Below are 788 nucleotides of genomic sequence, written 5' to 3' on the forward strand. Positions count from 1 at the left end.
CCTTAATTACATTCAAAAGGAAATATTAAAACCAGCTTTGTAACAAGTGATGCACAGCTTCGCCATATATAAGCATTCAATTGATTAATATTTCAAACAGCAAACTAAAAACAGGGCTTAAGCGATGATATCAATACCAAAAGCTTATAGATTCATCAGCTTAATACCAAGCCCAACACGGGTTTGAGAATGGTCATAGTCGATCAGCGTTTCACCGTAGCCATGGTAACCTTGAAGATATACACCAAGAATGTCATTGAAATAGAATGTGTAACCTAGTTCAACTCCACCTTTATCATCAGCAAAGTTGTAAAAACCGCGTGTATTGACCACGCCCGCACGGGTATAAACTTTCGCCCACAACTCGTAAGGTGCGTAGTAATTTTCCATGTCGTCATTTTCTGTGGTAATCACCCACCATGCATGTACGCCATACTCGACTGGGCCAGAAAAACGCTCGGCAGCGACATATAGACGGTCCCAACTGCGTGACAGTTTGCTGGATTGACCGTTCGATTCATGTTTGTAACCGGCTTCAACATGATTGAACAACAACATGTTCGATTGATGTGCTAAGAACACTTGCGGCTTGTAGTTTGTTTCTCTAAATGGCGAGGAGATATCAGAGTTTGCCAGTTGCCATAGGGACTTTTGAGTATAAGCCCCCATCAAAGCAGTGCCTGAGCTGAAGCGATAAAATGGAATTGATGCTGAGATCTGAAACTTCACTTCAAAATCTTGCAGTGAATCCATCTCTGAGCCCATTTCGCTATAGGCGCTTTGGTTGA

At 42.1% G+C, this 788-nt stretch carries 1 protein-coding gene; it reads right to left on the reverse strand.

What is annotated here, in order from left to right:
* Positions 1–144 precede the first annotated feature (144 nt).
* Positions 145–788, reverse strand: a 644-nt coding sequence (locus R7190_RS26810; RefSeq protein ID WP_318137788.1) for a phospholipase A, incomplete at its 5' end; no start/stop codon positions are given.

The sequence above is a fragment of the Vibrio sp. 1078-1 genome (assembly GCF_033340475.1).